Consider the following 23,403-nt stretch of genomic DNA (forward strand, 5'->3'; position numbering starts at 1 on the left):
CAAAACTTGAGCCGATTGCCACAATCGGTCCGCCGTCATGGACAAAGCAGGGGCCAGGTTATGTAATGGCCGCTCGTCTCTCCCCATTCCTGTCTTCAGAGGCCCCATGGACAACATATCGACCCTCTCCCCTTCCTGGTCTGTCCAACTGCGCGAGCAGATAGCGGATCGCCCCCTCATCGCCCTGGGGCTGCTGCTCGCCCTGGTCGCCGTGCTGCTGCTCCTGGTGCAGAGTCTCGTCATGCTGGCAGCAGGAGAGATCACGCCCGGAGTACGCTATGGCCTCATCGGCGGCGCTGCGGGTTTTGCCGCCACGGCGCTGGGCGCCCTGCCTGCCCTGTTCCTGCGCGCCGTTCCCCAACGGGTGGAAGATGCCATGCTGGGGTTCGCCGCCGGCATGATGCTGGCGGCGAGCGCCTTCTCCCTGCTGCTGCCGGGGCTCGAGGCCGCCGAGGGGATCACGGGTGACGGCTTCCTCGCCGCCGCCGTGGTGGTGGCTGGTATGACCCTCGGGGTGCTGCTGATGCTGGGACTGGATCAATTCACCCCTCACGAACACGACAAGACCGGCCCCTGTGGTCCCGGCCATGAGAGCTGCTCACGGGTCTGGCTGTTCGTCTTCGCCATCGCCCTGCACAACCTGCCCGAAGGCATGGCCATCGGGGTCAGCTTCTCCCAGGGGGACATGACGGTGGGACTGCCGCTTACGACCGCCATTGCCCTGCAGGACATTCCCGAAGGGCTGGCGGTGGCGCTGGCCATGTGCGCAGCCGGTTTTCGCCCGTCGGTGGCCGTGCTGGTCGCCATCGGCAGCGGCCTGCTGGAACCGCTCGGCGCCCTGCTCGGGGTCGGGCTCGCCAGCGGCATGGCCATCGCCTACCCCATCGGCCTCGGGCTCGCGGCCGGTGCCATGCTGTTTGTGGTCTCCCACGAAGTGATCCCGGAAACCCACCGCAACGGCCACCAGACCCACGCCACCCTGGGTCTCATGGCGGGCTTCGCCCTGATGATGACCCTCGACACCGCGCTCGGCTGATCACCCCCCTCAAGCCCCGTACGCCCGGTGACGACAGCGCGAACCCCTTGAAATAAGAGGGGGAAATCGCCTAATGTTGAGCCCCCGGCGCCCTTTGACTGGTTGATGTACGGCGCCTGAATCCCATCGGAAGCCTGCCCGGATGACCCTCAGGATAATCCTGCTGCTGTGTCTGCTTGTCCTCACCGCCAGGGCCATTGGCGCCACCGAGGTCTTTCATACGGCCGCGCAGCAGGCGTCGTCCCCCAAGTACGTGACGCTCCCCGACGGGCATGTCGGCGGGATCTGCGTCGATCTCTTCCGGCTCATGGAAGCAAGGGAGCCAGCCCTTCGCATTGAGGGAGATCAGCGCTTCCTGCCGCTGCGACGGCTGGAAAAGAAGGTGCAGCACGGTCAGCTGGACTTCATCTGCGGCGTGGGGGAGAGCCCGGCCAGGCGGGATCACTTCATCGTCCTGACTCCCGCCATCTTCACGGTGCGCTACCACCTGGCGGTGCGCCGTGACGATCCCGTCGAGATACGCAGCTGGCAGGATGTCAGGGCCCTCGGCCAGGGGGGCATCATCCTCATCAACCATGGCAGCGGCGCCATCGCCCGGCTCCAGGATATCGGCGGCCTCATCATCGACAGCGGCGGGATCAGCAACCAGGCCAACTACGAGAAGTTGTTGATGAAGCGCGGCCGTTTCGTCTACTACCGCTCCCCGGGGTTTGAGTCCGACTTGCGCGAACAGGGGCTGGCCGACAAGATCCGCATCCTCCCCACCGTGATGGAAGAGACTCCCTTCTACATCCTGTTCCATCGCCACAGTGCCCCCGAGCGCCTGACCCTGTTCGCCAACACCCTGCAACGGCTCGCAGACAGTGGTGAACTGGCCGCCCTGGCCAGACGCTACCCCTGACCCCCATCCGCGCCATCGCAATGCTCGGCGCCACCGCCAAGTTTTGCTATCATCCACGCCAACTTTTTCGGCCCAGCGGCCATCGAGACGAGGTAGATGATGAAAGTAGGTATTATCGGCGCCATGGAGCAGGAAGTAGCCCTCCTGCGCAGCCAGCTGAGCGAGCCCACCACCCTGCAACTGGGCGGCTGCGAGTTCTATCAGGGCAAGCTGGCCGGTAAAGAGGTGATCCTGACCCGCTCCGGCATCGGCAAGGTCGCCGCCAGCGTCGCCACCAGCCTGCTGCTGGAGAAGTTCGCTCCCGATTGCGTCATCAACACCGGTTCTGCCGGCGGCTTCGCCCAGGATCTGCACATCGGTGACGTGGTCATCGCGAGCGAGATGCGCTTCCACGACGTGGACGTGACCGCCTTCGGTTACGAAATGGGCCAGATGGCCCAGCAGCCCGCCGCCTTCCCCTGCGACGAAAAACTCATCGCCCTGGCACAAGCCTGCATTGCCGAGCAAGGCAAGCACCAGACCAAGGTCGGGCTCATCTGCACCGGTGATCAGTTCATGTGCAAACCGGACGCCATCGCGAAAGCCCGTGCCGACTTCCCGCAGATGCTGGCGGTGGAGATGGAAGGGGCCGCCATCGGCCAGGTGTGCCACATGTTCAAGGTGCCCTATCTGGTGGTACGGGCCATGTCGGACATCGCCGGCAAGGAGCAGGTGGAATCCTTCGATGCCTTCATCGAGGTGGCGGGTCAACACTCCGCCGAAGTGATCATCGCGCTGCTCGGCAAGCTGTGATCGACGCCCCCTCCTGGGATGCCCTGATGACCGCCCTCGCCTCCACGATGGCGGCCATCATGGTGGGGGCCGCCCTGCTGGAGGCCCTGCTGCCCTGGCCCGCACGCTTTCGACCCGGCGCAGCCGTGCCTCTGCTCACCCGCCTCGGCCAGAAGGTCTATCGCCCCGACGGCACGCCACGCCAGCAGAGCCAGGCCGGGCTCCTTGCCCTGCTGGTGGTCTGGGTGCCCTGCGCTGCCGGTCTCTGGGCGGTGCGCAATCTCTCCCTGTCCGAGCCCCTGTTCGACCTCCTGTTCCTGCTGCTGATGCTCGAATCCCGCCCCTTGCGGGAACTCGCCCGGGGGAGCTGCGCCCTGGCGACCCAGGAGACGCTGGTCGTGGCGAGGCTGCAGGTCGCCCCCTGGCTCAAGCGGGAAACCGGCAAGCTCTCGGTGATGGGGTTGAACAAGGCGGTGAGCGAGACCTGCGTACTGCGCCTCGTGGGTCAGTGGGCGGCCCCCCTGCTGGGCTTCGCCCTGGCCGGGGTACAGGGTGCCCTGCTCTGGCGGCTGGTGCAGCTGATGAATCAGAGCTGGAGTCGCAAAGATCCCGCCTTCGATCACTTTGGTCGCGCCGCCAGCGCCCTCTATCAGGGGCTCAATGCCTCCGTCATTTTGCTGCTGGCGCTGCCACTGCTGGCAAGCCGTCTCAAACAGGCCGCACAGCTGCTGCGCAGTGGCGCGCTCTGGCCCTATCCCGCCATGGGGATGCTACTCACTCTGCTGGTAGATAAGTGCCGGATCCGCCTTGGTGGCCCTCGCTACTATCAGGGAACCTTGCAACGCTGGCCGATACTTGGCAGCGGTGATGACCCCGACGGTGAGTCACCGCGCAAGGTGCTCAATATTCTGCAAGGAATTGGCTGGGGCTGGCTGATGCTGGCGCTGCTTGTCACTGTGGCGGGGTTAGTTCATGGCTAGATGGTTGCGATTGCCACTCTGGCTGCCTTGTGTACTGGTTGCCTGGTTGCCCGGTGCCCTGCTGGCGGCGATCCCGAGCCGGGTGGTGAGCGTGGTTCCCCATCTTACCGAGCTGCTTTATGACATCGGTGCCGGTGACAAGCTGGTGGCCGTTGATGATGCCTCCGACTATCCCGCAGAAGTGAAAAACAAGCCCAAGGTGGCCAATTATCGCAGCATCAATGTCGAAGCGCTGCTGGCACAAAAACCGGACCTGATCCTGGGCTGGCGCTCGGCTCAATCACGGATGCTGGCCCCATTGGAGCAGCTGGGTATCCCGGTTTTCTACTCTGAGCCCACCGACTTTGCCTCGCTGGCCATTGAAATGCGAGCGCTGGGCAAATTGCTGGGGGTGGAGAAGAGTGCCAACGAAGCCGCCGATCGCTATCTGGCGCGTCTACATGGGCTGCAGCGGCGTTATGGCCAGCCAACCGGCGTCAAGGTGTTCTATCAGCTCTGGTACCCACCGCTAACCAGCGTCAGTGGCAATGCCTGGCCTGCTCAGGCCATCGAACTTTGCGGCGGACTCAACGTTATGAGCAATGCCAGAACGCCCTATCCTCAGGTGAATATTGAACAGGTCATCAGGGCCAACCCCGCGCTGATCCTGGCAGGGAGTCAAGATCCTGACGCCCTGCGTCATTGGCAAAAGTGGCCCAATCTGGACGCGGTGCAGCATCAGCGACTCGATGTGATCAACTCGGATGAGCTGCACCGGTTTACCTCCAGAACCTTGAACGGTGTAGAGTCGATGTGTCGTATGATCCATTACTGACGCAACATCAGCCACCACTGTTTCGCAGGAACAACCACAGGAAAAACAGGCTCTGGATTCATCATGGTACTAAACTTGCTAGGTTACAGCGTGTAACCTTAGCTCAAAAATGGACTTATAAAATGACCAAATCGCCCCCTGCTCATCAGTTTGTTCCGGTTTTTTTCAAAAATTTCCAGTGTATTGGCGATAAGTGTGAAGACACTTGTTGCAGAGGGTGGAACATAAGTATTGATAAAAAAACCTATCGCACCTATTCAAGTCATCCAGACTTATGGCTTCGTACAGAAACGATGAAGCATATTCAGAAAGTGAAGAAAGATGATCATAACTGGGGGCAAATTATCTTAAATGAGGAAGGATATTGCCCGTTTCTATCTGATGGCTGGTGCCAAATTCATAAGGAAGCAGGAGTCGATGCGTTAAGCAATACCTGTCGTAGCTATCCACGGGTTGAAACCCGCTTTGGCGACAATCTGAAATTGAGCCTGACACTCTCCTGTCCCGAGGTGTGCCGTCAAGTGTTACTCAATCCTGATGCCATGGCCATGGAGGTTCAACCATTCAAGGGATTCTACAAGACACAATTGATATCTGAGCAAGTAGAAAACTACCATCTTTTTTCAATCGATATTCTTTTGACACAAGGAATAAGTATTGAAGAGAAATTGTGGATCATTGGTTTAATGTTACATCGAAGCGAAGATAGCCTACCCAATCAGCAATTTCTAGCACAAATTGGGAATTTGATAGACAGTGGTGAATTGCACAATGCCTTCTTGCAAATTCCTTACTTAGATAAACTACAATGGTGGGCCTTACATCACCTCACACAGTTACAATTACTGAGCAACCAGAAAAAAGGTCGCCGAGGTAGAGTAGTCATAAATTACTGCTTGCATAAAATAAAGGAATTATTTTCTGATGATGGTGACATCACCCATCTCACGAAAATACATGATGTTTGGCATAAAGAAGTTGAGCCTTTTTTGAACGCTCATCCACATATAATGCAAAATTATCTGGTTTACTATGTCTACCATCATAACTTTCCACTTGATCCTGATCTTACTCCCCAACAGTGTTATCAATTGATGATTGCAGATTATTTCCTGCTGCGTAGTTATCTCTGTTTGATAGCCATGTCAGGCCCTCTTACAGTACAGGATGTCACAAATTTATTTTATAGTTATCACTGCGTCAGAATGCATAACAAAGAATTTGAAAAAGCTATGGCTATAGGTCTGAATCAGTATGGCAGCAATAACGATGTATCTCTTTATGCATTGCTTAATACGACGCCCCCTTAAATGATGGCGAACCGTAAAGAGCAAAATGATGCTAGCGCAGATAACGATAGACAAAATTAACTATTTGATTCGGGAGATCAAATGATATCTTCTCTGGCACTACTAGGTCGCTCAGCATCACTTTTTGAGCAAGATGTTGCTGAATGTCAGCATACGTTAAATGATGTTGTTGCCAAGTCACGATTCTTAGTGCTTGGTGGTGCGGGTTCGATTGGCCAAGCAGTTACCAAAGAAATTTTTAAAAGAAATCCGGTAACGTTGCATGTTGTCGATATCAGTGAAAATAATTTAGTAGAACTAGTGCGAGATATTAGAAGCAGCTATGGCTATATTAATGGTGACTTTAAAACATTCGCACTAGATATTGGTTCTATTGAATATGATGCATTCATTGAATCTGACGGTGCTTATGATTATGTTCTAAATCTTTCTGCTTTAAAGCACGTGCGTAGTGAAAAAGACCCGTTCACATTAATGCGGATGATTGATGTGAACGTTTTTAATACCGACAAAACAATTGTTCAAGCTATCTCTGCTGGTGTCAAAAAATACTTCTGTGTCTCGACTGACAAAGCAGCCAATCCAGTTAACATGATGGGGGCGTCCAAGCGCATCATGGAGATGTTCCTGATGCGCCGCAGCGAACAGATTGCCATTTCAACCGCGCGCTTTGCCAACGTGGCCTTCTCCGATGGTTCCTTGCTGCATGGCTTCAACCAGCGTTTGCAAAAGCGTCAGCCCATCGTCGCCCCCAGCGACATCAAACGCTACTTCGTGACCCCCCAGGAGTCCGGTGAGCTGTGCCTGATGTCCTGCATCTTTGGTGAGAACAGGGATATCTTTTTCCCCAAGCTCAGCGAATCCCTCCACCTGATTACCTTCGCCGAAATTGCCGTGAAGTATCTGGAGCAGCATGGTTACAAGCCGTATCTGTGCAAGGACGAGGATGAAGCCAGGGCCTTGATGGCGAGCCTGCCTGAGCAGGGGATGTGGCCCTGCCTCTTTACCGAGAGTGACACCACGGGTGAAAAAGACTTCGAAGAGTTCTTCACCGACAAGGAAGTGCTGGATATGACCCGGTTCGAGAACCTGGGCATCATCAAGAATGACCCCTCATATCAGAATGATCTGCTCAACCATTTCGAGCAGACCATTGCAGCCATGAAAACAAAACGCGCCTGGGACAAGAAAGAGATCGTCGAGTTGTTCTTCGCCATGATCCCGGATTTTGCTCACAAAGAAACGGGCAAGTATCTCGACGGCAAGATGTAAGGAGTCGGTATGCATACTCAATTGATACGTTTTATTCGTGATACCTATAAAACCGATGACTTCATCCCTCTTCACGCCCCGACCTTCGCCGGCAATGAGCGTCAATATGTGCTCGATACCCTTGAAAGCACCTTCGTTTCCAGTGTCGGTGCCTATGTTGAGCAGTTCGAGCAACAAATAGCCACCTTTACCGGTTCAGTCCGTGCCGTTGCCACCATGAATGGCACGGCGGCGCTGCACATCGCGCTCTACATGGCTGGTGTGCAGGCTGGCGATCTGGTGATCACCCAGCCCCTGACCTTTGTGGCAACCTGCAATGCCGTCTATCACATGGGCGCAGAACCCGTGTTCGTCGATGTATCACGCCAGAGTCTGGGGCTCTGCCCCGTTGCCCTGGCCAACTGGCTGGAAGAGCATGCGTCTCGCACCGAGACAGGTGCCATTCACAAGGCCAGCGGACGCCGCCTCAAAGCCGTCGTGCCCATGCACACCTTTGGTCATCCGGTTGAACTCGATGAACTGCTGGCCGTATGCGAGGCTTGGGGCATCGCCCTGGTAGAAGATGCTGCCGAGAGCCTGGGTTCCTACTACGAAGGCCAACACACGGGGACGCTGAGTGCGTTTTCCGCCCTGAGTTTCAATGGCAACAAGATCATCACCACGGGGGGTGGTGGCATGGTGCTCTGCCAGAATGCCGAACAGGGGGTGCGCACCAAGCACATTACCACCACCGCCAAGGTGCCCCATCCTTTCGAGTTCGATCATGATGAACCCGGTTTTAACTACCGGATGCCCAATCTGAATGCGGCCCTCGGATGTGCCCAGATGGAAGCCCTGCCGCAATTCCTGGCGCAAAAGCGGGCGCTTGCCATGCACTATGCGGAGTTCTTCAAGGGACAGGCATGCCATTTTGTAACCGAGCCTTCTTATGGACACTCCAACTACTGGCTCAATGCGATTGTCTGTGAAGATCAAACCCAGCGGGATACGTTGCTGACCGAGCTAAACAAGGCTGGAGTCATGACCCGGCCTGTATGGAAACTGATGCATCGCCTGCCCATGTTCTCTCATGCCTTGCGTGGAGAATTGAGCAATGCCGAGTGGCTGGAAGCCCATCTTATTAACCTGCCCAGCTCGCCTGTCGAGGTCTGAACATGGCCAACACCATTGCCGTCTTTACCGGTACTCGCGCCGAATACGGGCTGCTCTATTGGTTGATGAAAGACATTGCCGCGGACCCCGACCTCGAGCTAAAGCTGATCGTCTCGGGTACGCACCTGTCCCCCGAGTTCGGCCTGACCTATCAGCAGATAGAGCAGGATGGCTTCAAGATCGATGAGCGCATCGAGATACTGCTCTCTTCCGATACATCAGTCGGTGTGGTCAAGAGTATGGGGGTCGCTTTGTTGGGGTTGGCCGATGCGCTTGCGCGTCAGCAGCCCGATGTGTTAGTGATCCTCGGAGATCGCTTCGAAGCCTTAGCTGCCGCCCAGGCGGCTATGTTGCAACACATACCTGTTGCTCACCTTCATGGTGGTGAGATAACCGAAGGGGCCTATGATGACGCCATCCGCCATGCCATTACCAAGTTGAGCTACCTGCATTTCACGGCTGCCGAGCCCTATCGACAGCGCGTCATCCAGCTGGGTGAAGCACCTGAGCGGGTGTTTAACGTAGGCGCCGTCGGTCTGGACCACATCATCAAGACACAACTGCTCTCCATGGACGAGCTGCAATCCTCTCTTGGGTTTACGTTGGACTCACCGTTCTTCGTGGTGACCTATCACCCCGTGACTCTGGCCGATGAACCGGCCAGGGAGAGTTTCTGTGCCTTGCTGGCGGCGTTGGATAACTATCCCGACCATCAGGTCATCCTGACATACCCGAATGCAGATGACGGTGGTCGAGCCATCATTCCACTGCTTGAGCAGTATGCGGCAGCCAATCGTGCACGCGTGCTGGCCATCCCGTCTTTAGGTTACAGACGTTACCTGAGCTCGGTGAAACACAGTGCCGCCGTGATCGGCAACTCGTCGAGCGGCATTATCGAAGTGCCTTCGCTGGGGGTCCCGACCATCAATATCGGCCAACGCCAACAAGGGCGCCTGGCAGCGAAGAGTGTGCTTAATTGCGACGCGAAGGCTGAGGCCATTACGCAATGCATTGCCAAGGCCTTGCAGCCTATGGGCCCGGATGCTTATGTCAATCCTTATGGTGCAGGGGACGCCAGCGGCCAAATCGTGGCACATCTGAAGCATTTTACCATCCCCACCATCAAACAGTTCTATGATCTCGACAGGAGTCCGTCGCCATGATCCGCATCATCGCCGAAGCCGGCGTCAACCATAATGGCGACGAAGCACTCGCCGTGGCACTGATCGATGCCGCCTACCAGGCAGGCGTCGATGTCGTCAAGTTTCAGACCTTCAAGGCGGCTAATCTGGTGACCCGCCAAGCCAAGCAGGCTGCTTACCAGACCGCGAATACAGGCAAGGAAGAGAGCCAGTTTGCCATGCTCTCCCGCCTTGAGCTTTCGTTCGATGCCCATCTTCGTCTGATCGCCCATTGCGATTCTCTCGGCATCGAGTTTTTGTCTACCGCCTTCGATACCGAGAGCCTGGACTTTCTGGTGAACCGGTTGAAGTTGCAGACCCTCAAGATCCCGTCCGGGGAACTGACCAATGCGCCTTTCGTACTGGCCCATGCTCGCACCGGTTGCGAGTTGATCGTCTCGACCGGTATGGCCACGTTGGCAGAAGTGGAGGCGGCCCTGGGGGTGATAGCCTTCGGATTGACCGCGCCGCAGGATGCGCAGCCCGGTGAGGCCGCCTTCATGGCTGCCTATGCCAGCGAGGCTGGTCAGGCCGCTTTGGCCAACAAGGTGACCCTGCTGCATTGCACGACCGAGTATCCGGCGCCCATGGTGGATATCAACCTCAAAGCCATGGATACCCTGTCGCACGCCTTCCGGTTGCCGGTCGGTTATTCGGATCACAGCCAGGGCATCACCATCCCGGTGGCGGCAGTCGCCCGTGGAGCCTGCCTTATCGAGAAGCACTTCACGCTGGATCGCAACATGGAAGGGCCTGATCACAAGGCTTCTCTTGAACCCGATGAACTGGCCGCCATGGTGAAAGGGATCCGCGATGTGGAGCTGGCACTGGGAGACGGCATCAAAGGGCCTCGCCCGAGCGAGATCAAGAACAAGGAGATCGCACGCAAGAGCCTGGTCGCTGCCTGCGACATTGAGGAGGGCGCCATCCTCTGTGCCGACAACCTCGCCATCAAGCGTCCGGGTGACGGCATGAGCCCCTATGCCTACTGGCAACTTCTGGGACAACCTGCGACGCAGGCTTATCAGTCAGGTGAACTTATCCGTGAATAAACCGGTCATTGTCCTCGGGGCAGGCGGACATGCCTCGGTGCTGGTCGACATGCTGCGCAGCCAGGGAGTGGTTCCCCTCGCGCTGGTTGCCCCCACAGCTGATGCACCGCGTGCCGCGCTGGCAGGTATTCCCCTCTGGCATGATGAGGAGATACTGACCCATCTCCCGGATGAGGTGGAGCTAGTCAATGGTATCGGCTCCCTGCCGGGCAACCCGTTGCGGGCAGAGTTGTTTGCCCGTTATCGCGCTCTTGGTTACCGCTTTGCAAGCGTCGTCAGCACTAAGGCCATGGTCTCTGATTACGCCGTGCTGGAAGAGGGGGTCCAGGTCATGGCGGGAGCCATCATTCAAACTGGTACCCAAATAGGTGCCAACAGCATCATCAATACCGGAGCAATCGTGGATCACGACTGCCACCTTGGTGGTGACAACCACGTCGCCCCGGGTGCCGTGTTATCCGGCGGAGTGGTAACGGGTGAGAGAGTCCATATCGGTACGGGAGCTGTCGTGATCCAGGGCATATCAATTGGCTCTGATGCCGTGATCGGGGCTGGCGCTACACTGACGCGCCCTCTCGGAGAAAAGCAGATTGCATACGTTGCACTGGGCAGCGTGGTGTCTATCAAGCAGTAAAGGATGGATAGGATGAGCAAAAATTGGGAAAAAGTAGTGCTGTCACCTGAACATTCGGTACGTGATGCCTTGGCAGTCATCAATGCAGAAGCGCTGCGGGTTTGTCTGGTGGTGGATGACTTACGGCACTTGCTGGGTGTCGTGACAGATGGCGATGTTCGCCGCGCCATCCTGAACAATGTCTCCCTGACGCAAAGCGTCACGGCTGTGATGAACTCCACCCCCATCACAGTCTCGGCCAAACTGACCCGTGCGCAGCTGCTGGAGACTATGCGCGAGCACAGCATTCTTTCCCTGCCTGTAGTTGATGACGCTGGCAAGTTGATCGGACTTGAAACGTGGGAAAAAGCAACCAGTCAACCAACATATGATAATCCTGTTTTGATCATGGCTGGCGGGTTTGGGACTCGACTTAAGCCACTTACAGATACCTGCCCGAAGCCTATGCTAAAAGTTGGTGATAAACCGATTTTAGAGACCCTGCTTAATCAATTTATCAAAGCAGGGTTCAAAAACATCTATATTTCTACTCATTACATGCCTGAACTTATCACTGATTATTTTGGTGATGGTTCTGCTTGGGGTGCAAATATTAAATATATTCATGAACAACATCCACTTGGAACAGGGGGCGCATTAGGTTTATTGCCTGCCAATCTGCCTCCGCTACCACTGATCATGATGAATGGGGATGTGTTAACAACTGTGGACTTCAACAGTTTGCTAGATTTTCATACTCAGAATGGTTCAGATGCCACAATGTGTGTTCGTGAGTATAATTATCAAATTCCTTATGGCGTGATAACGGGAGAAGGAAATAACATTACCAGCATGGTTGAAAAACCCGTACATCATTTTTTTGTTAATGCAGGCATCTATGTTGTTAATTCATATATAGTACAGTCAGTGATCAAGGGGGAACGTATTGATATGCCGACCCTTCTTGAGAAACATATGCAAGAAAAAAAACGTATATCAATGTTCCCCCTTCATGAGTATTGGTTAGATATTGGACGAATGGAGGATTTTAACAGGGCCCAGTCAGATATTTCTACACTAGGATTCCGCTCATAATGGAACGTATCGCTGTGATTGGCCTGGGTAATATATCTATTCGCCATAGACATAATCTTAAGTATCTCTATCCTTTTGCTTCCATCTATGCAATGTCAGCCAGTGGTCAAGTGGCCGCAAGTGAGGTCAGTGATTGCGATGTGTTTGTTTATTCGGTAGAGGAGCTGATTCAGCATCGGATCGAACTCGCGATCATCGCATCCCCTGCGACATTGCATGCAGTTCATGCAATCCCTCTGATAAAAGCGGGCATTCCCGTTCTGATTGAAAAACCCCTGGCGGCATCGCTTGCCGATTGTGAGGCCATTCAGGCTGCCAGCCAAGAGCACAATACTCGGGTGGCTGTCGGATATTGCCTGCGTTATTTACCGTCGGCCATGCTCATGAAAGATCTGTTGACTGAGCAGAAAGTGGGCCGCTGCTACCATGTCCAGGTTGAAACCGGGCAATATTTGCCGGACTGGCGCCCCAACATAGATTATCGCCACAGTGTCTCCGCACGAGCAGAATTGGGTGGCGGGGTGTTACTGGAGCTCAGCCATGAATTTGATTATATCCAGTGGCTGCTTGGACCGCTTCAAGTCAAATACGCAAATTTGTCTTCTTCCGAAGAGCTTGGCCTGTCGGTTGAGGACATGGCCGATATCATACTTGGCGACACAACGGGCGCCATTGCCACGGTTCATCTGGATTTTCTCCAACGAAAAGCGCATCGCAAATGCCGAGTGATTGGCAGTGAAGGTACGTTGGAGTGGGACCTGATTCACAACTCAGTCACATTTAGCTCGGCCAACGGTATTGAGATCATCTACTGTGATCCCGCTTGGGATAAAAACCAGATGTATCTCGCTATGATTTCCGACTTTGTCAATCTTATTCAGGGGAAAAAGAATAATGGTGCCTCAATTGAGGAGGCTATACAAACGGTTACACTGATTAAAGAAGTCAAAGCGTACTCTCATTATCGATAACAGGTAACCGGAACTTGAATCAGATGAAAAATTTCGCGTTTATTTTCGCTCGTGGTGGTTCAAAAGGGTTGCCAGGTAAAAACATTCGCCCATTAGCGGGAAAACCCTTGTTGCAATATTCCATAGATACGGCTCTGGCATCACCTTCGATTAGCCAGGTGTTTGTTTCTACGGATGATGCTGCCATTGCTAGCGTTGCAATCTCATCCGGTGCGGTGGTTATCGAGCGCCCATCCGAATTGGCGACAGATAGCAGTCCGGAGTGGCTTTCCTGGCAACATGCCATTGAATGGGCCACCGCGCATTATGGAGCATTCGATGGTTTCATCAGCTTGCCGGCAACCAGCCCGCTGCGCAGTGTGAGTGATGTTGAAGCGGCCATTGCCAAACGTTGTGAGCAAAATGCCGATATCTGTATCTCCGTCACGCCAGCTAATCGCAGTCCCTATTTCAACATGGTAAAGAAAACGGTGGATGGCCGGGTCGAGTTGGTCAATAAACCGGCGGGCAATGTTGCTCGACGCCAGGATGCGCCCCAGGTTTTTGATATCACAACCGTGGTATATGCAACGACACCAGCCTTTGTGCTGGCACACTGTGGGCTGTTCTCGGGAAAAGTCACCAGTATCGAAGTGCCGAAAGAACGCGCTGTCGATATTGACGACATTTACGACTTTAAACTGGCAGAGGCTATTATAGGAATGCGGAAATAATGAACAGTTTGTTAAAACATAAGTGTTTTTTGGTCGCAGGTGCAGGTGGCTTGCTGGGATCTCATTTGGTTCCATCCATTCTTGCCCAAGGGGGCAAGGTTATTGCAGCAGATATCAATGTCGATGCCATGGCCCAGCGTCTTGCCACTCAGGGTGTAGACATTGCAGACGATAATCTGACGTTGATATCGCTGGATGTAACCTGCGAGGGAAGCCTCAAGACATTTTTTGCACGACAAGAACATCTTGATGGTGCAGTCAATGCCACCTACCCGAGAAATAAAACCTATGGCGCACATTTTTTTGATGTATCACTTTCTAGTTTTAATGAAAATATATCTCTTCATCTGGGTAGTGCTTTTTTATTTACTCAACAATGTGCCGCGTACTTCAAAACACATGAAACTGCGTTTTCATTAGTCAATATGTCATCCATATATGGTGTTGTTGCACCTAAGTTTGATATTTATAACAACACCAACATGACCATGCCGGTTGAGTATGCAGCGATAAAATCAGCAATACAGCACTTGAGTAAATATGTTGTCACATATGTGAATGACAGCCGTTTCAGAATTAATTTGATCAGTCCAGGGGGATTACTTGATAATCAATCTGAAATTTTTTGTCAAACCTATAAAAAACAGACATGTGGAAAGGGAATGCTTGATGTTTCAGATGTTGTAGGTAGCGTTATGTTTCTATTATCAGATCAATCCAGATATGTGACCGGACAAAATATTGTCGTGGATGACGGTTTTTCTTTATAATAAGACACACTCCACCGTCATCTCGCAGCTGTATTTAGTATTTTTTCTTGACGATGAGCAGCCATTCTGAACCATTATTCTATTTCAGGTAGGTCATCATGGCTACATCTATTTTATTTATCCATACCTCAATCCCCCAAGTTTGGTCGCTGCTCAGGTTTTGTGGCAACTACTAACTATGGGTAATCCTGTTTCTGATATGCCAAAATACAATACGAAAAGCATTGTGATAACTGATTGAGTCACGTAAACATGATAATATAAAGCCCAAGTAACACTTGGGCTTTATAATCAATTACTACGGTATAAACTAATAATTTCACAATCCACTTTGTCAGGACTATCAAGCGCCTGAGGGTATAATTCTTTGGCTTTTAATAGATAAGCATTAAATATTTCAAGCGCATCACTTACTGCATCCAGCGTCTCCTCTTCATCCGCGAAAGCATGGCAAAAAGTGATGAGGAAACTAAATAAATAATTGAATGTACCGATTAGAACTCTGGAGATATGACATTGTCTACTGTTCTCTATCACCAATAAATACTCAAATTGTCTCATCATGCGATTGACAACGTCAGCACGTGATAGCAAAGGCTCTTTCCACTCCAAGAGGACCTTGTCGATAAAGAAGTTGAAATAATCGACATCAAGAGCCGAAGCCACCCTGGATCGATCAATATTAAGTGGCTTGAAGACCTCATTCGCAATGAACTCAATAATATCAATCTTATTAAAAGAAACAGGGAGATCACCAAACTGACTTTCTTTGATATCTAAAGCCTCGGCTCCTTCTATTTTTGCCCCATGGGAAGTATTAAAAAAGTTGGTGCCAGAGTATTCCCTTATAAGCCGCTCCATGACTCTGATTGAAGTGACAAACATTTTGCTAGAGATAACTTCCCCACCAAAATTGCCAGGAATGACCTGATCAGATCCTGCTGTCGCAAGACGTTGTAATGCCGCAATTGGGGCGCCATTATCATCATAATAAGAGCTTAACCTAGAATGATGATGCTCACTGTCATAATGACCATTATCGATGCCAAAAAGGTATACTTCTTTGAATCCCAAGCGGGCCGCGACTGAAATCCCCGTATTTCCAACCAAAGGGTTAACATGACTAAAGTAATCAAACCCTTGAACCTCTTCGAAATTAATACTAGCAAGAGATAGCATTGGCTCGTTAGGCTTGAATGCTAAAAGGCTACGTCTAAAAAACTGGTGGCAATCAGGGTGGGTGAGATCAGTACTTATATACAATATATCTTTAAGATAATCTTCATCATTAATCAATGCGATGAAATCTGGTACCGCTTTCGTTCTTTCTATGGTGACATATATATCAGGTTTAATCCCTTCTTTGTGCAGCGCTGAAATACTGCTACCACATGATATTAATATGGCTTTATTTTTATTTTCTTTAATATATGGGATGGTGGCATCTAACGATGGCCCATTACCTATAATAAATACTGGCACAGTGTTATATTTATCAGGCAGACTCTTACCTTTAACTAAAAATGGAATGCCTTTTGAAATATTTTCAACGCTATGCGAAAGAGCTAACATATTGTCGTCGAAAAATCCCCAGCCCATAGTAAAAAGAAAGAACTCTTTTTTCATTTTAGCAACAAGATGTTCAATAATTTCTGATGGGTAGTGCACCAGTCCGACAGGGGCCGCAGCAATAAATGGTCCTGCTTTGTGAATAGCATGTAGTGCATCATTCATCAAGTTATCTTGATCTTGCCCTAAAAAAATATGGATCCTGAGATTCTCCGCCATAATGTAATCAAGTAAAGATGCCCAATCAAAGGCATAGAGCGAAGCATAAAACAGATCTAGATCAGGTTCAAAAACAAACAAGTTGGCAACCTTGCAGGTTTCATATAAATAACCTAGCTGATATCCTAAACCTACACCAAACATCATCATGAATGGCATTGATTCAGGGACTTGCTGAAGGGGACTGTATTCATTTCTTTTCTTTGCCAAAAGTTCAGCAAGTTGATTCAAATAATCAATGTGAATTTGATTGAAAAAATTTTTCTCTGTTCCAAAACGAATACCACCACTAGCACTAGATGACATCATATGCTTTATTTGTTGCTGGCATTGAGAATATGGATCATCGCCATAAATAGCTACATTTTCATCTATCCACGCTAGATTAGGAATTCCATTTTCAGTGCAGAAAAATCTAAATTCTCTTTGTACTTTATAATTTAAAAAAGCCTTATGTATAGATGGTATATATTTATAGAATGCAACCATATTTTGCTCGAAACGAATAGGCAAAACTTCAGCCATTGCTTTCTCTTGCTCAGCCTGAAGCATGATTCGCTCAGCATCTTGTGTTATTTTTGCTAGTATCTCTTCAGGCTTAATCATATCCTCTCCTGTCACCACGCGATTATAATTAAATTTCGTTTGCTTTATAGTGATTAATTGCTTTGTTTTTTTTACTGATAGAAAATGCTTCTTTTTGTACTAGTTGCTTTGCCGTTTCCAGTTTATTTTGCACTATAAAACTTGTATTTAATATGCTATCAAGCTGTTCTAAATGACGATCCTCCCAGCCACTGGCAGAATAGAGAGAAGAGATGATTGCCTCTCTCTCATCAAATAGTTCATCGAGGGTGTCAAAACGTTCCGTTTCCACATATGTTAATATGTGCGCTGTATTACGCTGTAACGCATCAAGCAACCGTTTATATGCCACAATAGAACCTATAAATCCCCAAGTGATTGCCGCATAGTATACGCTTTTTGCTTTTCCTGATCTGGTATCTTATCCCAAGACTCTTTGATCATTAACATAAGTTTCATAGACTCATCCAGAGGTGATACCTCCATTTTTACGCTAGCATCCAGCAGACGTTCACCCATATATTCATAAAGAGAGAATAATCTTTCTGATATTTCACCTTGAGACATATCAAGGCTATCTTTCAATCCATTTAAAATTGCATTTGCCGATGATATACGATCGCTTTTTAACTGATAATCACTGCGCTCAATTGCACCTTTAGCCTGAGCGACTCTTTCCAAAAAACCTTGCATTAACAACTGAATAACCTTGTGTGGATCTGCAACAGACAGCTCAGCTTCAAGTGAATTTTTCTTATAGACGCCAAGTGATTTGTTGTACATGATAACCTCTCAAAAACTATCCGTTCAGGACTTCTTGTTCATATTAACCAAGGTAGTCAAGCTACCCATAGATGAATTCATCCTGGCAACCAATACATCCAAGCGGGCATACTTCTGGCGCAACCCCTCTTCGTACTTAGCAAGATAAGCATCAAAATCTACACGTTCCTGTTTAATTGACCTGACATCCCGTTGAAGACTATCACTTCTTTTATCAAGAGAGCCTGCGGACTTAGTATATTCGTTCAATTGTGAATCAAGTCTCTTCGCCAACCCGGTTTCACCAGAAAAGACACTTTCCAACTTACCAAAATTCTCATCCATCACTTTTGTCAATTTTGCATTATCAATAGACAAACGTCCTTTTTTATCAATGTTAATGCCTACATTAAAAAGTGAGTCGTTGTCTGCGGTAGATAATGAGAGCTCTTTGAATAAAAGGCTCTTAACACCACTCAGAGTTTGATCGCCAGCTAGAGGACCTGAATCCCCCACTCGCTCGCCACCCACTATCGTTGGTCGCTTACCCAGTGTATCCATGGTATCCATCAAAGCGTTATATGATTTAACAAACGCCTCAATATTTTCCTTGGTTTTTCCTTTATCCTGTTCTACGGTTACCTTGGTTGTTTTATAGTTATTCGCCGCATCTTTTTCACTCAATTGCAACACGGTAAACGATGTATCTTGGATCACATTATCGAATTTATTCGTAGCACTATTAACTTCCAGGCCGTCGATTTCAACTATTGCATCTTTTGCATTTTTTTGGCTTCCCATCACAGATGCAGGATCACTGGTTGAAAAACGCTGTAAGTCAGCATTACTGGCCGTCACCTGTAAATCATTACCTTGACCACTCACGGATGACTCAATAACAAGTCGTGACTTACCATCGACATTTATAATATTCGCAGAGACACCAAAATTATTAGATGCACTATTAATTTTATTACGCATGTCTAGTAAGGTGTCATTAGCTGCCAAATCAACATTAAGGGTTTTACCCCCTGCGCTAAATGTCAATGTACCAGCAGACGACGTTGCAATATCGGAAGAAGATGTGAATGCGTTATCTGCCGAAATAAAAGAACTGCCAGTGGCAAGCTGCTTAACTGCAATATTGTAATTTCCAGTATTAGCTTTGTTGGTTGCCGTAAATGCCAGTAGCTGATTATCTGCAGACTGGCCAATCGTCACCTTGTTACCAGAAAAATCTGCTGGTTTAGCCAGTTTTTGTAATGCAGCATTAAATGTGCTGATAGCCGACTTGAGTTGACCTATACCAGAAAGGTTGCTATTCAGGCGAGTTTCACGGCCCACAATACGCCTTTCAAATTGTGTTTTTTTGGCACTTAACTCTGCCTGGATCAAATCATTAAGTGGCAAACCGGACCCTACACCTGCTGAGCTTATACCCGCCATTTCAATATCTCCCCATATGAGATCAGGCTACCACCTGTTCAGATTGACTGATCAAACAAGAGGCCTATTTGCTGAGCACCATCAATTCTCTTGGACAACTCAAGCTCTTTGAACCGCCGAGATATGCTTAACATTTCCTCACTTGGTATTTGCCTGATCAGATCCCCAGTTTCCTTGTCATGCAACTTAATCACTGTTTTACCGGCTGTTTTATCCTGACTAATGTTCAAGTACCAGCCCTTTGTTGCAACAACCTCCTGCAATTCTTGTACCTGTTTTTCCAAATCAGCCTTCTGCTGCCTTAAATCGTTCACCGAGGAACTTAGAGCACGCAGAGATGCCTCTTTTGAATCCGCCTCATTTGTTCCTGCCCCACCTATGGGTCGTGTTGTCACGTTGCCCTCCGGTTTCGGATTGGTCGATGCAAAAACAGCAGCCTCCCGGCTGCCGTTATCACTACGCCCTAAAACAGGAGAGGAGCTAACGCCTACATTTAAATCGGTCGACATAATAGCCTCCTAATACCCATAGTCAGTATTAACGCAGCAGCGAGAGCGCGCCATTAGGACGCTGGTTTGCCTGCGCCAATACGGTGGAAGCAGCCTGCTGCAAGATGTTGTACTGGGTGAGCGCCGCCGTCTCTACCGCAAAGTCCGCATCACGTACCCGAGACCGGGCAGATGAGAGGTTTTCGGCGATATTTGCCTGGTTGCGAATGGTCGACTCCATCCGATTCTGGATTGCACCCAGCTCAGCCCGTTTACTGTCTACTCCGGCTATCATTTTGTCCACCGCACCAAGCACATTTTGAGCTTTGTCTTGCGTTGAAATAGACAGCGTAGCTACAGTACTAAATCCACCTCTAGAACCAGCAAATCCAGCAGCAGCCGCAATACCGGAGATACCAAATCCCCCACCCTGAACGAGCGTAAAGCTGATGGTTTGCTTGGCATCCGCCCCTACCTGGAAAACCCCTTTATAGGTGCCATCCAATAGCTTGGTCCCGCCAAAGGTCGTATCTTTGGCAATCCTATCAATTTCAGTTGCCAACTGCTTGACTTCTTGTTGCAGCGCAGAACGGTCAGCATCTGTGTTGGAGCCGTTGGCTGACTGCTCGGCCAGCACCCGCATCCGCTGGAACATACCGGTGATCTCTTCCATCGCCCCTTCAGCGGTTTGTGCCAGGGAGATACCGTCATTAGCGTTACGGTTACCCTGGTTCAAACCGTTGATCTGGGAGGTCAAACGGTTGGAAATCTGCAGACCGGCCGCATCATCTTTGGCACTGTTGATCCGCAACCCAGAGGAGAGGCGTTGGTAGGCGGTATCCAACGCCTTGTTGGTATTCATCAAATTTCGCTGAGAGTTCAGCGAAGAGACGTTGGTATTAATAAACATCGACATGATATCTCTCCTATCGATAAGGGCTCCACGGCATACCGCACGCTTTCCCCTCGTGTGATAAGGTGAACCGCCTCATCACACTCTCTTGGCAGAGAGTTTGTCCCCCTCTGCCATCTCGTCATATCAGGAGTCCCGAACACCCAATATTGTGCTAACCGATGAACGGCCTTACTGGCCGCTCTCCTTTAACGCAGCAGTGAGAGCGCACCGTTAGGACGCTGATTTGCCTGCGCCAATACGGTGGAGGCAGCCTGCTGCAAGATGTTGTACTGGGTGAGCGCAGCCGTCTCTACAGCAAAGTCCGCATCACGTACCCGAGACCGGGCAGATGAGAGGTTTTCGGCGATATTTGCCTGGTTGCGAATGGTAGACTCCATCCGATTCTGGATTGCACCCAGCTCAGCCCGTTTCCGGTCTACCCCGGCAATCATCTTGTCCACTGCACCGAGCACACTCTGTGCATTGGATTGACTAGTAATATTTATCGCCGCCAAGGTTGCAAACGCAGCGCCTGCACTGGCCGCGGCCGCAATACCGGAGATATTGAAGCCATTGGCCTGAGTCAATGAAAAACTGATGGTTTGTTTGGCATCCGCCCCTACCTGGAAAACCCCTTTATAGGAGCCATCCAATAGCTTGGTCCCGCCAAAGGTCGTATCTTTGGCAATCCGGTTAATTTCTGTTGCCAACTGTTTGACTTCTTGTTGCAGCGCAGCACGGTCAGCGGTCGTATTGGAGCCGTTGGCTGACTGCTCGGCCAGCACCCGCATCCGCTGGAACATACCGGTGATCTCTTCCATCGCCCCTTCAGCGGTTTGTGCCAGGGAGATACCGTCATTGGCGTTACGGTTACCCTGGTTCAAACCGTTGATCTGGGAGGTCAAACGGTTGGAAATCTGAAGACCGGCCGCATCATCTTTGGCACTGTTGATCCGTAAACCAGAGGAGAGGCGTTGGTAGGCGGTATCCAGCGCCTTATTGGTATTCATCAGGTTCCGCTGAGAGTTCAGCGAGGACACATTAGTATTAATAAACATCGACATGATATTTCTCCCATTCGATACAGACTGCAGGCCTCGCTTACATCAGCCCTGTTGCAATCCGGGAGTGAAGGGGTGAACAAGCCCTTCGACTCTCGACCAGCGGCAGTTGTTTGAACAGACAACCACCGCCACACCGCAAAATTCAGGAGTCCCGAACACCTTCTTTTGCTTACTCTGGTTAACGGCCGCGTTGCAACAAGCTTTAGAATTTTTTGCCGCTGGCGGCAAAACATTGCCGCCCCGACCTGTGGCTTCCAGTCAACATGGAGGGATGTAAAGATAATGAAGCGGGAAGAGGAGATAGCAGGGTCACCGCACGCCTCGGTACCCCGTGTTCAACGTCAATATATTGACTTATCAAGACCAGCATCTGCCTGACTGATGGTCAGCCCGTCGGATAGATCCGCACCAGCCACCGCCAACATAGCTAAAACTTCAAACTGGCATGTTTCATGCTTTGTGTTTTATGACAACAAAAGCATGAGCAGTGCTATAAAAAAGGCCGACTCAAGGTCGGCCAACGAGCTTTAGCTCAGGAGAATGTGGCGAGTCAGGTTGTGCAGTTGCAAACCGCGCTCGCTGAGCATAATAGTTTACTACAGTGTTGTGACTTATCAGAGACATGATTTCCCGAACACCCTCTGATGCGTCCTACCGAAAGGCGGCCTGAACAACCGCCTTTCTTTTTTATTAACCTCTTAACAACTGAAGTGCGCCATTGGGACGCTGGTTTGCCTGCCCCAACACTGTTGATGCAGCCTGTTGCAAAATGTTGTACTGGGTCAACGTGGCCGTCTCTTGTGCAAAATCAGCATCTCTGATGCGGGAGCGGGCAGCACTGACGTTTTCAGCTATGTTGGCCTGGTTGCGAATGGTTGACTCCATCCTGTTTTGAATGGCACCCAGCTCGGCACGTTTGCTATCCACCCGGGCAATCATCTTGTCCACCGCCCCCAACACACTTTGCGCGTTATTCTGGGTCGACACTGACAATGTGGCAGCCGTACCAAAAATCGTGGCGACACCCGCAGCAGCACCCAATCCCGAGATACTAAAGCCGCCAGTCTGAGAGAGCGTAAAGCTGATGGTTTGCTTGGCATCGGCCCCCACCTGGAAGATACCTTTATAGGCACCATCGAGTAACTTGGTGCCACCAAAGGTGGTATCTTTGGCAATCCGGTTGATTTCGGTGGCCAGCTGTCGCACTTCCTGCTGGATGGCAGAACGGTCAGCATCGGTATTTGAACCGTTGGCCGATTGCTCAGCCAGCACCCGCATCCGCTGGAACATGCCGGTGATCTCTTCCATCGCCCCTTCAGCAGTCTGGGCCAGCGAGATGCCGTCGTTGGCGTTACGGTTACCCTGGTTCAAACCGTTGATCTGGGAGGTCAAGCGGTTGGAGATCTGCAGACCAGCCGCATCGTCCTTGGCTGTATTGATGCGCAAGCCAGAGGAGAGACGTTGATACGCAGTATCCAAAGCTTTGTTGGTGTTATAGAGGTTACGCTGCGAGTTGATGCTCGATACGTTGGTATTTACATACATACTCATGATATTTCTCCTAAGCGATTAAATTTGCTCTTTATTAGCTCAGGCTTTCTTTTTAGTTTGTGCCCGATGCGTCTTATTTAACGGCCCGTTTTTGGATATCTTTAGCATTTTTTTCAACGCTTCATCGCATTAACGCCGCTTACCTTATATATCGGCGGGTCGGGGGGATACTTAAGGAAAAAATCGGACCTAA

At 50.7% G+C, this 23,403-nt stretch carries 23 protein-coding genes; 15 read left to right on the forward strand and 8 right to left on the reverse strand.

Annotation, left to right across the window (positions count from 1 at the left end):
• The first annotated feature begins 106 nt into the window (after positions 1–106).
• The 15 genes from C2U30_RS05405 (at position 107) to C2U30_RS05475 (ending at position 14,631) form a co-directional block, all read left to right on the forward strand.
• Positions 107–1,036: a ZIP family metal transporter gene (locus C2U30_RS05405; protein ID WP_103243345.1), complete on the forward strand. Its 930-nt coding sequence runs from the start codon at positions 107–109 to the stop codon at positions 1,034–1,036.
• A gap of 142 nt (positions 1,037–1,178) precedes the next feature.
• A complete protein-coding gene (locus tag C2U30_RS05410) occupies positions 1,179–1,937 on the forward strand; it encodes a substrate-binding periplasmic protein (protein ID WP_041215436.1) in 759 nt (252 codons plus the stop codon).
• A 99-nt stretch (positions 1,938–2,036) separates the two neighbouring features.
• Complete coding sequence (mtnN, locus tag C2U30_RS05415) at positions 2,037–2,729, forward strand: 5'-methylthioadenosine/S-adenosylhomocysteine nucleosidase (protein ID WP_010674306.1); 693 nt, start codon at positions 2,037–2,039, stop codon at positions 2,727–2,729.
• 26 nt (positions 2,730–2,755) lie between these two features.
• Positions 2,756–3,688: a cobalamin biosynthesis protein CobD/CbiB gene (locus tag C2U30_RS05420; protein ID WP_442752126.1), complete on the forward strand. Its 933-nt coding sequence runs from the start codon at positions 2,756–2,758 to the stop codon at positions 3,686–3,688.
• Positions 3,681–4,502 carry a cobalamin-binding protein gene (locus C2U30_RS05425; RefSeq protein ID WP_103243347.1) on the forward strand — a complete coding sequence of 274 codons (822 nt, stop codon included), beginning with the start codon at positions 3,681–3,683 and terminating at the stop codon, positions 4,500–4,502. The genes C2U30_RS05420 and C2U30_RS05425 overlap by 8 nt, the downstream gene beginning before the upstream one ends.
• Positions 4,503–4,624: 122 nt before the next feature.
• Positions 4,625–5,812, forward strand: coding sequence for a flagellin lysine-N-methylase (fliB, locus tag C2U30_RS05430; protein WP_103243348.1), 1,188 nt, complete (start codon positions 4,625–4,627; stop codon positions 5,810–5,812).
• Between the two features lie 81 nt (positions 5,813–5,893).
• Positions 5,894–7,084 carry a UDP-N-acetylglucosamine 4,6-dehydratase gene (locus tag C2U30_RS05435; protein WP_103243349.1) on the forward strand — a complete coding sequence of 397 codons (1,191 nt, stop codon included), beginning with the start codon at positions 5,894–5,896 and terminating at the stop codon, positions 7,082–7,084.
• A gap of 9 nt (positions 7,085–7,093) precedes the next feature.
• Positions 7,094–8,236: a LegC family aminotransferase gene (locus C2U30_RS05440; protein ID WP_103243350.1), complete on the forward strand. Its 1,143-nt coding sequence runs from the start codon at positions 7,094–7,096 to the stop codon at positions 8,234–8,236.
• 2 nt (positions 8,237–8,238) lie between these two features.
• On the forward strand, positions 8,239–9,399 hold the full coding sequence (neuC, locus tag C2U30_RS05445) for a UDP-N-acetylglucosamine 2-epimerase (protein ID WP_103243351.1): 1,161 nt from the start codon (positions 8,239–8,241) through the stop codon (positions 9,397–9,399).
• Complete coding sequence (neuB, locus tag C2U30_RS05450; RefSeq protein ID WP_103243352.1) at positions 9,396–10,469, forward strand: N-acetylneuraminate synthase; 1,074 nt, start codon at positions 9,396–9,398, stop codon at positions 10,467–10,469. Before neuC ends, neuB begins: the two co-directional genes overlap by 4 nt.
• Positions 10,462–11,103 carry an acetyltransferase gene (locus tag C2U30_RS05455; RefSeq protein ID WP_103243353.1) on the forward strand — a complete coding sequence of 214 codons (642 nt, stop codon included), beginning with the start codon at positions 10,462–10,464 and terminating at the stop codon, positions 11,101–11,103. The genes neuB and C2U30_RS05455 overlap by 8 nt, the downstream gene beginning before the upstream one ends.
• A 12-nt stretch (positions 11,104–11,115) precedes the next feature.
• A complete protein-coding gene (locus tag C2U30_RS05460) occupies positions 11,116–12,177 on the forward strand; it encodes a nucleotidyltransferase family protein (protein ID WP_103243354.1) in 1,062 nt (353 codons plus the stop codon).
• Positions 12,177–13,148 carry a Gfo/Idh/MocA family protein gene (locus tag C2U30_RS05465; RefSeq protein ID WP_103243355.1) on the forward strand — a complete coding sequence of 324 codons (972 nt, stop codon included), beginning with the start codon at positions 12,177–12,179 and terminating at the stop codon, positions 13,146–13,148. Before C2U30_RS05460 ends, C2U30_RS05465 begins: the two co-directional genes overlap by 1 nt.
• Before the next feature lie 23 nt (positions 13,149–13,171).
• The gene (locus C2U30_RS05470; protein WP_103243356.1) at positions 13,172–13,861 is read left to right on the forward strand and encodes an acylneuraminate cytidylyltransferase family protein; all 690 of its coding nucleotides are present in this window, start codon (positions 13,172–13,174) and stop codon (positions 13,859–13,861) included.
• Complete coding sequence (locus tag C2U30_RS05475; RefSeq protein ID WP_103243357.1) at positions 13,861–14,631, forward strand: oxidoreductase; 771 nt, start codon at positions 13,861–13,863, stop codon at positions 14,629–14,631. The genes C2U30_RS05470 and C2U30_RS05475 overlap by 1 nt, the downstream gene beginning before the upstream one ends.
• Before the next feature lie 291 nt (positions 14,632–14,922).
• Here C2U30_RS05475 and C2U30_RS05480 read toward each other — a convergent pair whose 3' ends face one another.
• The 8 genes from C2U30_RS05480 to C2U30_RS05515 form a co-directional block, all read right to left on the reverse strand.
• A complete protein-coding gene (locus tag C2U30_RS05480; RefSeq protein WP_103243358.1) occupies positions 14,923–17,025 on the reverse strand; it encodes a motility associated factor glycosyltransferase family protein in 2,103 nt (700 codons plus the stop codon).
• Positions 17,026–17,053: 28 nt separating this feature from the next.
• On the reverse strand, positions 17,054–17,356 hold the full coding sequence (locus tag C2U30_RS05485) for a hypothetical protein (RefSeq protein ID WP_103243359.1): 303 nt from the start codon (positions 17,354–17,356) through the stop codon (positions 17,054–17,056).
• An 8-nt stretch (positions 17,357–17,364) separates the two neighbouring features.
• Positions 17,365–17,787, reverse strand: coding sequence for a flagellar export chaperone FliS (gene fliS, locus C2U30_RS05490; protein ID WP_040095523.1), 423 nt, complete (start codon positions 17,785–17,787; stop codon positions 17,365–17,367).
• A 24-nt stretch (positions 17,788–17,811) separates the two neighbouring features.
• On the reverse strand, positions 17,812–19,212 hold the full coding sequence (gene fliD / locus C2U30_RS05495) for a flagellar filament capping protein FliD (RefSeq protein WP_103243360.1): 1,401 nt from the start codon (positions 19,210–19,212) through the stop codon (positions 17,812–17,814).
• Positions 19,213–19,250: 38 nt separating this feature from the next.
• A complete protein-coding gene (locus C2U30_RS05500) occupies positions 19,251–19,721 on the reverse strand; it encodes a flagellar protein FlaG (RefSeq protein WP_082032551.1) in 471 nt (156 codons plus the stop codon).
• A 28-nt stretch (positions 19,722–19,749) separates the two neighbouring features.
• Positions 19,750–20,616 carry a flagellin N-terminal helical domain-containing protein gene (locus C2U30_RS05505; RefSeq protein ID WP_103243361.1) on the reverse strand — a complete coding sequence of 289 codons (867 nt, stop codon included), beginning with the start codon at positions 20,614–20,616 and terminating at the stop codon, positions 19,750–19,752.
• Between the two features lie 185 nt (positions 20,617–20,801).
• Positions 20,802–21,659 carry a flagellin N-terminal helical domain-containing protein gene (locus tag C2U30_RS05510; protein ID WP_042053181.1) on the reverse strand — a complete coding sequence of 286 codons (858 nt, stop codon included), beginning with the start codon at positions 21,657–21,659 and terminating at the stop codon, positions 20,802–20,804.
• 690 nt (positions 21,660–22,349) lie between these two features.
• On the reverse strand, positions 22,350–23,210 hold the full coding sequence (locus tag C2U30_RS05515) for a flagellin N-terminal helical domain-containing protein (RefSeq protein ID WP_103243362.1): 861 nt from the start codon (positions 23,208–23,210) through the stop codon (positions 22,350–22,352).
• Positions 23,211–23,403: the final 193 nt, after the last annotated feature.

The sequence above is a fragment of the Aeromonas sp. ASNIH5 genome (genome assembly GCF_002902865.1).
Taxonomy (GTDB): Bacteria; Pseudomonadota; Gammaproteobacteria; order Enterobacterales; family Aeromonadaceae; genus Aeromonas; species Aeromonas caviae.

What these genes read in the sequence shown, in the direction of transcription:
- C2U30_RS05410 (WP_041215436.1), top strand. Translation starts at nt 1,179, where the DNA reads ATGACCCTCAGGATAATCCTGCTGCTGTGTCTGCTTGTCCTCACCGCC.
- C2U30_RS05505 (WP_103243361.1), bottom strand. Translation starts at nt 20,616, where the DNA reads ATGTCGATGTTTATTAATACCAACGTCTCTTCGCTGAACTCTCAGCGA.
- C2U30_RS05510 (WP_042053181.1), bottom strand. Translation starts at nt 21,659, where the DNA reads ATGTCGATGTTTATTAATACTAATGTGTCCTCGCTGAACTCTCAGCGG.
- mtnN (WP_010674306.1), top strand. Translation starts at nt 2,037, where the DNA reads ATGAAAGTAGGTATTATCGGCGCCATGGAGCAGGAAGTAGCCCTCCTG.
- C2U30_RS05500 (WP_082032551.1), bottom strand. Translation starts at nt 19,721, where the DNA reads ATGTCGACCGATTTAAATGTAGGCGTTAGCTCCTCTCCTGTTTTAGGG.
- C2U30_RS05515 (WP_103243362.1), bottom strand. Translation starts at nt 23,210, where the DNA reads ATGAGTATGTATGTAAATACCAACGTATCGAGCATCAACTCGCAGCGT.
- C2U30_RS05425 (WP_103243347.1), top strand. Translation starts at nt 3,681, where the DNA reads ATGGCTAGATGGTTGCGATTGCCACTCTGGCTGCCTTGTGTACTGGTT.
- C2U30_RS05480 (WP_103243358.1), bottom strand. Translation starts at nt 17,025, where the DNA reads ATGATTAAGCCTGAAGAGATACTAGCAAAAATAACACAAGATGCTGAG.
- C2U30_RS05460 (WP_103243354.1), top strand. Translation starts at nt 11,116, where the DNA reads ATGAGCAAAAATTGGGAAAAAGTAGTGCTGTCACCTGAACATTCGGTA.
- neuC (WP_103243351.1), top strand. Translation starts at nt 8,239, where the DNA reads ATGGCCAACACCATTGCCGTCTTTACCGGTACTCGCGCCGAATACGGG.
- C2U30_RS05440 (WP_103243350.1), top strand. Translation starts at nt 7,094, where the DNA reads ATGCATACTCAATTGATACGTTTTATTCGTGATACCTATAAAACCGAT.
- fliS (WP_040095523.1), bottom strand. Translation starts at nt 17,787, where the DNA reads ATGTACAACAAATCACTTGGCGTCTATAAGAAAAATTCACTTGAAGCT.
- C2U30_RS05470 (WP_103243356.1), top strand. Translation starts at nt 13,172, where the DNA reads ATGAAAAATTTCGCGTTTATTTTCGCTCGTGGTGGTTCAAAAGGGTTG.
- C2U30_RS05465 (WP_103243355.1), top strand. Translation starts at nt 12,177, where the DNA reads ATGGAACGTATCGCTGTGATTGGCCTGGGTAATATATCTATTCGCCAT.
- fliD (WP_103243360.1), bottom strand. Translation starts at nt 19,212, where the DNA reads ATGGCGGGTATAAGCTCAGCAGGTGTAGGGTCCGGTTTGCCACTTAAT.
- C2U30_RS05405 (WP_103243345.1), top strand. Translation starts at nt 107, where the DNA reads ATGGACAACATATCGACCCTCTCCCCTTCCTGGTCTGTCCAACTGCGC.
- C2U30_RS05435 (WP_103243349.1), top strand. Translation starts at nt 5,894, where the DNA reads ATGATATCTTCTCTGGCACTACTAGGTCGCTCAGCATCACTTTTTGAG.
- C2U30_RS05420 (WP_442752126.1), top strand. Translation starts at nt 2,756, where the DNA reads ATGACCGCCCTCGCCTCCACGATGGCGGCCATCATGGTGGGGGCCGCC.
- neuB (WP_103243352.1), top strand. Translation starts at nt 9,396, where the DNA reads ATGATCCGCATCATCGCCGAAGCCGGCGTCAACCATAATGGCGACGAA.
- fliB (WP_103243348.1), top strand. Translation starts at nt 4,625, where the DNA reads ATGACCAAATCGCCCCCTGCTCATCAGTTTGTTCCGGTTTTTTTCAAA.
- C2U30_RS05475 (WP_103243357.1), top strand. Translation starts at nt 13,861, where the DNA reads ATGAACAGTTTGTTAAAACATAAGTGTTTTTTGGTCGCAGGTGCAGGT.